At 45.5% G+C, this 7,396-nt stretch carries 4 protein-coding genes, 2 tRNA genes and 3 rRNA genes (1 of these 9 only partly in view); all 9 read right to left on the bottom strand.

Features of this window, described 5'->3' with window-relative positions; translation table 11 throughout:
* A 23S ribosomal RNA gene (locus tag SRRS_RS01910) occupies positions 1-365 on the bottom strand; it reaches 2,550 nt to the left of the window's first position.
* 165 nt (positions 366-530) lie between these two features.
* Positions 531-647 (bottom strand): 5S ribosomal RNA (gene rrf, locus SRRS_RS01905).
* A gap of 4 nt (positions 648-651) precedes the next feature.
* Positions 652-727, bottom strand: a tRNA-Ala gene (locus SRRS_RS01900).
* Positions 728-807: 80 nt separating this feature from the next.
* Positions 808-884: transfer RNA gene (locus tag SRRS_RS01895), tRNA-Ile, on the bottom strand.
* Between the two features lie 194 nt (positions 885-1,078).
* A 16S ribosomal RNA gene (locus tag SRRS_RS01890) occupies positions 1,079-2,633 on the bottom strand.
* The 16S, 23S and 5S rRNA genes sit together here with 2 tRNA genes alongside, the layout of an rRNA operon.
* Before the next feature lie 478 nt (positions 2,634-3,111).
* Positions 3,112-4,608: a lysine--tRNA ligase gene (lysS, locus tag SRRS_RS01885; RefSeq protein WP_371365729.1), complete on the bottom strand. Its 1,497-nt coding sequence runs from the start codon at positions 4,606-4,608 to the stop codon at positions 3,112-3,114.
* 30 nt (positions 4,609-4,638) lie between these two features.
* On the bottom strand, positions 4,639-5,118 hold the full coding sequence (greA, locus tag SRRS_RS01880) for a transcription elongation factor GreA (RefSeq protein WP_371365727.1): 480 nt from the start codon (positions 5,116-5,118) through the stop codon (positions 4,639-4,641).
* A 257-nt stretch (positions 5,119-5,375) separates the two neighbouring features.
* Positions 5,376-6,470, bottom strand: coding sequence for a polysaccharide biosynthesis protein (locus tag SRRS_RS01875; RefSeq protein ID WP_371365726.1), 1,095 nt, complete (start codon positions 6,468-6,470; stop codon positions 5,376-5,378).
* 14 nt (positions 6,471-6,484) lie between these two features.
* Positions 6,485-7,387 (bottom strand): quinate 5-dehydrogenase, encoded by a 903-nt coding sequence (locus tag SRRS_RS01870; RefSeq protein WP_371365724.1) that lies wholly within the window; start codon positions 7,385-7,387, stop codon positions 6,485-6,487.
* Positions 7,388-7,396 lie beyond the last annotated feature (9 nt).

Genomic DNA, 7,396 nt, shown 5'->3' with positions numbered 1-7,396 from the left:
GCTTACAGGGCTTTTACCTTCTGCGGCCTACCTTTCCAGGTAGTTCGACTAGACCTGACCTAACTTCTGTCAGTCCTCAACCCCAAAGAGCAAAGCTCTCTGGTTTGGGCTCTTCCCCGTTCGCTCGCCGCTACTTAGGGAATCTCGTTTGATTACTTTTCCTCCGGGTACTTAGATGTTTCAGTTCCCCGGGTGCCCTCCCTACATACGTAGGGTGACGGTGCATTACCACCGCCGGGTTCCCCCATTCGGACATTCATGGATCAATGTCTGCTTGCGACTCCCCATGACTTTTCGCAGCTTACCGCGTCCTTCTTCGGCTCTTGGCGCCTAGGCATCCACCGTATGCCCTTAATAACTTGACTTAATTTGATTAAGCCGTTAGTATAGCTTACGTTTTGCCTTCAGTATATCCTAATTGCGCGTAAAGAACTTCTCATATTATATATGAGGCATTACTTTACTTTTGCTTTCTTCTGTGCAGTTTTCAAAGAACATTATGAATTGATGAACACACAAATGTTCATCAAAACCAGCAACTTCCTAATCTCCCAGGCCGTTTCCAGCCAAGTACCTTCGGCGTTTATGGGCTTAACTACTGTGTTCGGTATGGGAACAGGTGGAACCCCACAGCTATCGTCACTGGATATATGGTGGAGACGAGCGGGATCGAACCGCTGACCCCCTGCTTGCAAGGCAGGTGCTCTCCCAGCTGAGCTACGCCCCCAAATTTCGGTATTAGATTTTCGATTTACGACTTTCGATAATTACTATTAATGTCGAATATCGAACGTCGAAAGTCGAAGCTGGTGGGCCTAAGTGGACTTGAACCACTGACCTCACGCTTATCAGGCGTGCGCTCTAACCAGCTGAGCTATAGGCCCATTCAGGAACTATTATGCTATCATATTTGCTTATTTATTTCAATAAGTATTTTATGGTAACTTTACATTCCCTCAAAACCAAACAATGTAAGAGATACTACAGCCACCGCATAAGGTGCGTCTAGTATCGTAATGCTTGCCAAATGTACCGACCTGGAAGTAGTTCAAGCGCTAGCTTGAACGGTTCTCCCTAGAAAGGAGGTGATCCAGCCGCACCTTCCGATACGGCTACCTTGTTACGACTTCACCCCAATCATCGGCCCCACCTTAGACGGCTGGCTCCTTACGGTTACCCCACCGGCTTCGGGTGTTTCCAACTTTCGTGGTGTGACGGGCGGTGTGTACAAGGCCCGGGAACGTATTCACCGCAGTATGCTGACCTGCGATTACTAGCGATTCCGACTTCACGGAGGCGAGTTGCAGCCTCCGATCCGAACTGAGAGCTTGTTTATGCGTTTGGCTTACCTTCGCAGGCTTGCTTCGCTTTGTTTAAGCCCATTGTAGTACGTGTGTAGCCCAGGACATAAGGGGCATGATGACTTGACGTCATCCCCGCCTTCCTCCGCATTGTCTGCGGCAGTCTCCTTTGAGTTCCCACCTTTACGTGCTGGCAACAAAGGATAAGGGTTGCGCTCGTTGCGGGACTTAACCCAACATCTCACGACACGAGCTGACGACAGCCATGCACCACCTGTTTTTGTGTCCCCGAAGGGAGGAACTTATCTCTAAGTTTTTCACTCAATGTCAAGCCCTGGTAAGGTTCTTCGCGTTGCGTCGAATTAAACCACATACTCCACCGCTTGTGCGGGCCCCCGTCAATTCCTTTGAGTTTCAACCTTGCGGCCGTACTCCCCAGGCGGGGTACTTATTGCGTTAACTCCGGCACAGGAGGGGTCGATACCTCCTACACCTAGTACCCATCGTTTACGGCTAGGACTACCGGGGTATCTAATCCCGTTCGCTCCCCTAGCTTTCGCGCCTCAGTGTCAGACACAGTCCAGAAAGTCGCCTTCGCCACTGGTGTTCCTCCCAATATCTACGCATTTCACCGCTACACTGGGAATTCCACTTTCCTCTCCTGCACTCAAGATCCCCAGTTTCCTGCGCCCATACGGGGTTGAGCCCCGCACTTAGACACACGACTTAAGAATCCACCTACACGCCCTTTACGCCCAATAATTCCGGACAACGCTTGCCACCTACGTATTACCGCGGCTGCTGGCACGTAGTTAGCCGTGGCTTCCTCCTTTGGTACCGTCATTACTTTGGATTATTTACCCAAAGCACGTTCGTCCCAAACGACAGAGTTTTACGATCCGAAAACCTTCTTCACTCACGCGGCGTTGCTCCGTCAGACTTTCGTCCATTGCGGAAGATTCCCCACTGCTGCCTCCCGTAGGAGTCTGGGCCGTGTCTCAGTCCCAGTGTGGCCGTTCATCCTCTCAGACCGGCTACTGATCGTCGCCTTGGTGAGCCTTTACCTCACCAACTAGCTAATCAGACGCAGACCCATCTCTAAACGATAGCTTATATATAGAGGCCATCTTTCTTATCTTTATCATGCGATAAAGATACCACATTCGGTATTAGCACCACTTTCGCGGTGTTGTCCCCATTTTAGAGGCAGGTTATCTACGCGTTACTCACCCGTTCGCCACTAAGTATCCATTGCTGGATACTCCGTTCGACTTGCATGTGTTAGGCACGCCGCCAGCGTTCGTCCTGAGCCAGGATCAAACTCTCCATAAAAATATATTTATGGAGCCTTGATGGCTCATAAATTCAAAAAAAAGAAATTGTTTTGTGTGCTCAATGAGCACCGCACATCTGGCTTTTTATGATGCATTACTTACATTGTTCAGTTTTCAGGGAACGTTTTTGTTGTTGCCGCATTTTCAGCGGCGACAGTTATTTATGTTATCACGTTTGTTTCATCGTGTCAACACTTTTTTTGTTCTACCGTTGTTCAACGACAGCTTAGATATATTATCACATCATTTGTAGCATGTCAATATATCTTTATTTGAATTTTCAATCGCGTATTTCAGCGACTTCTATATAGTATCACAGACAACCTTGCTTGTCAATGTGTTTTTTGAATAACTTTGGCTTCGATAACGGCTGAAGGTAGATTACTGCACTTGGCAAACAAATAACGCCAGCAACACGAAGGCAAGAAAGGATGACAATAAGTTTGAGCTGACCGCAAAGCGGTCAGCTCCTGTATTTAGTCTTTCTGACGCATATGAGGAAAAAGAAGCACATCGCGAATGGAATACGAATCAGTTAAAAACATAACCAAACGGTCAATCCCGATACCCAAACCACCTGTAGGCGGCAGTCCATATTCGAGAGCTGTAATATAGTCCTCATCCATCATATGAGCCTCGTCATCACCGGCTAACCGTTGTTGCAATTGATCGGCAAATCGGCCATGCTGATCAATTGGATCATTTAATTCTGAAAAGCCGTTCGCGATTTCGCGAGCAAAAACAAAAGCTTCAAAGCGGTCGGTGATATCCGGGTTCTCTTTATTGCGTTTAGCTAATGGCGAAATTTCCGTGGGGTGACCAATAATAAAGGTTGGCTGAATCAAATGATGCTCAGCAACTTCTTCAAATACGTTGTTTAGAATTCCGCCAATACCATGTGACTGTTCATATTTAACGCCCAATTTATCCGCAATGGCTCTGGCCTGCTCTACAGTGGTAACTTCGTTAAAATCAACGCCAGCAAACTTTTTAATAGCTTCCGGCATTGTCATACGATTCCAAGGCGGAGTAAGATCAATCTCTTGGCCCTGATAAGTAATTTTGGTTGTACCGAGAACAGCTTGCGCAACACCCGCCACTACTTCTTCGGTTAAACGCATAACATCCTGATAATCCGCATATGCCTGGTATAACTCAATCATAGTGAATTCAGGATTGTGTTTAATCGAAATACCTTCATTTCTAAACACACGTCCAAGCTCGTAAACTTTTTCGAAACCACCGACAATCAGGCGCTTAAGATATAATTCCGGAGCAATTCGCATGTAGAGCTTCATATCTAAAGCATTATGATGCGTAATAAATGGCTTAGCAGCAGCACCGCCAGCAATAGGATGCATCATTGGTGTTTCTACTTCTAAGAAACCGCGTTCGTCAAGGAGTTGACGGACAGCTCTGATTATTTTGCTGCGCATAACAAAATTATTACGCACTTCGGGATTGACAATTAGATCAAGATAACGCTGGCGATAACGGGTCTCGACATCTTTCAAACCATGCCATTTCTCAGGCAGCGGCCGCAATGTCTTTGCCAAAAATTCAAAGCGGCTGGCTTTAACGCTTATTTCGCCTTTTTGCGTTGTAAATACTACACCTTCAATACCTACAATATCGCCAATATCCAAAAGATGAAATTGCTCATAGGCGGTTTCACCTAAAACATCTTGACGGAAATATACCTGAATTTTCCCTGTCATATCCATGACATGGCCAAAGCTGGCTTTGCCATGACCACGTACAGCCATTAGACGACCGGCAATCCGGACAGTTTGTCCTTCTAATTCGGCATACTTATCAATTATAGTTTGGGCATGATGTGTAAAGTTATATTTACGTCCAAATGGTTCGATACCCTGAGCGGCTATCTTATCCATTTTTTCACGGCGGACTTTCATCAACTCGTTTAATTCTTCTGTCGCCTGCTGGCTATCTTGTACTATTTCTTCTGCCATGTAACTTCTCCCCTGTCTCACTTTCTTCGCTTAATGCTGCCGTCTGATCTCCATAACTTCATATTTCAAAATACCGGCCGGAACATTTACTTCGACAATGCTGCCAACCTTTTGGCCAAGGATAGCTTGACCAACCGGTGATTCGTTAGAGATTTTAAATTCTGCGGGGTCGGCCTCAGCTGAACCTACAATGGTATACTCCAGTTCATCATCAAATTCCAGGTCTTTTAGTTTGACGGTTGAACCCAATGCAACAACATCTGTGCCCACTTCACCCTCATCAATGACTTTCGCATTACGTAGGATTTTTTCTAAGGTCAGGACTTCACCTTCGATAAAGGCCTGTTCATTTTTAGCATCTTCATACTCTGAGTTTTCGCTAATGTCACCGAACTCAATTGCTTGCTTAATGCGCTCAGCAACTTCCCGCCGACGGACTGATTTTAAATGATCCAACTTCTGCTCCAACTTCTTCAGTCCGTCAATGGTTAGCATAACGTCTTTTTCCATGGTCACATTCTCCTCTTTATTCAAATACTTGCCAAGGTCGTTTTGCAAATATTATAAATTTTCTTTTGTAGATAGTGTATTCGGTTTGCTTAAAAAATTGACTTTACTAACGGAAAAATCTTTAGACATAGGAATTGGGCAATATAAATAGTGTCAAGTAGAACTTGACACTGTTGTTGTTAAGAGGTTCTTCCTACCTGGGATCACCCTCTATTTTTCATTATTATAGGCATAAATGTGCACTTTGTCAATATTTTCTAAAGCACTCCCTTCTGCATCTGACCAGCTTTAGCCATGGCGTTGGCTTTAATGGCAGTTAACTCCTGCACAGTAAGCGCCCGCTCAAAACTGCGGAATCCAGCTAGTTTGAAACCATGCTTAGCAGCCAGCTTATCAATTGTCTCTACTTGTTTTACTGTTAAGTCCCGCCCTAAAGTAAAGTTTTCATAACGACCTTCTAAAGCCAGTATCATGGTTTCAGCCATGCAGGCATAGGCCGTTTGCGGCGGAAAGCCAAAATTCAAGCCGAATTGCACATCACCCGGAACCTCAACGACTCCGCCTTCAATAACAAGTACATCATCACGAGTTTCCGCTACCCGGCGCGAAACGTTGCGTGGCCTGGCCACATCGCAAATGATGGCTCCTGGCTTTAAATCCTCAGGTTCGATAATACTGTCAACAGCGCTGGTTACGGCTACAACAATATCAGCGTTCCTGATTGCATACTTAGTATTAGCAGTTACCCTAACGGCTAATCCAGAAGATTTCAAAATTTGTTTGGCAAGTTTTTCAAGTTTGATTTCGTCCCGGGCAGCCAAGGTCAAATACCGTACTTCCCGAGCAAAAATCTGCGCACATGCGGAACCAATCGATCCTGTTGCACCTAAAATCAGCACATTGGCGCGTTCCAATTCTATACCCATTACTTTAGCGGCTTGCCGTGTACCCTCTAAAGCGGTTGCTACCGTATAGCTATTACCGGTAGTTACGGCAATCTTCAAGTTTTTAGCAATCGTTATCCCGGCGTCACCAACAATAGAGGTAAAAGCACCCAGACCGACAATTTGGGCCCCTAACTTTTCTGCTACTTTGCCTGCTTTAATAATTTTCTTAATTACGTCAGCCTCAGGCAACATCATCATTTGGCGAGAGGTTAGGGGACACCCAATAAACCAGCCTTCCGCTTTATTATGTCCCGAATCAACACCAGTAATGTGAGACACTTTAAACGGGGGGATATATTTTATAATTCCTTCCACTAAACCATCCGGCCAGTTGCGGGTGAAAGAAAATTTACGGCTGAAATCCCTGGCTTCAAGCGGATGAACTACAAAAGCAAATTTTTGCAAATACAAGCGCCTCCTTAAGTAAGGTTTTTAAACCGCGGTTCAATCCCTGCCTGTTCAATAAGCTGCGCATAATCCTCCGGCATCAGCTCATCCGGATGTTTACCAGATAAAGCCGTCAATATCCCCTCTAAAACGTTTGTACCAAAAGAACGCCCGCCCATTTCCGGTGTAGTGGTTACTAACGTAGCCACTCCCCGTTCTTTTAACAATACTTCATCCTCTTGGGTGACGGTATTGGTAATTATGAGCTTATCCTTCATAACAGCAGGCATATACCGCCTTATAAAGTGAAAATCTCCGGCAATAATAGCTGCATTATTGAAATACTGCTCAAATTTAGGTGTTACCTGGGTCTGCTTACTTCCGGTCGGATAAAACCAACTGACAGGAAGTCTGGTTATAACAGGCGCCACTAAGCTTGCCAACCGTGCCAATCCGTCAAGACTGGTAATGGGCATTGGCAATCCCAATCCAAACATTAAATCACCAAAAACCGCTCTGCTGCCGGCACCTACTAAAGCTTCAGCTAGACCAAACCGGTCAACTGCACAAACGATCAGAGCCTGTTTATCTTTAAAGTCTATTCCATGCTTTTCCATAAGATAAGCAACAACTCGCCGCTCCAGCGTATTTTTTATAGCACTTCCATCCACTACCGGGGTTATCTTTGCATTGGCAGCTAAAGCCGCCGATTCTTTAAACATATACCGCTTATTACCGGCATAAACATACAGATCAGTACCACCTAAACCAATAGCTGCAACTTTTCCATCCAACTCACGAATAAGCCGTGCAGCCTCCTCTGTATTGCCATCTGTTCCGATTCTTTTAATGCTAAACTCCTGACCACCGAAAGTTGCAACAGTGGTTCCGTTACGTTTAGATGAACCCAGACTAATGCTTACAACCTGTTTCATCTGTATCCT

The organism is Sporomusa rhizae, from assembly GCF_041428845.1.
GTDB classification, from domain to species: Bacteria; Bacillota; Negativicutes; order Sporomusales; family Sporomusaceae; genus Sporomusa; species Sporomusa rhizae.
Note: the sequence above shows the minus strand (reverse complement) of the source record. Positions and strands in the feature narration are given on the sequence as shown.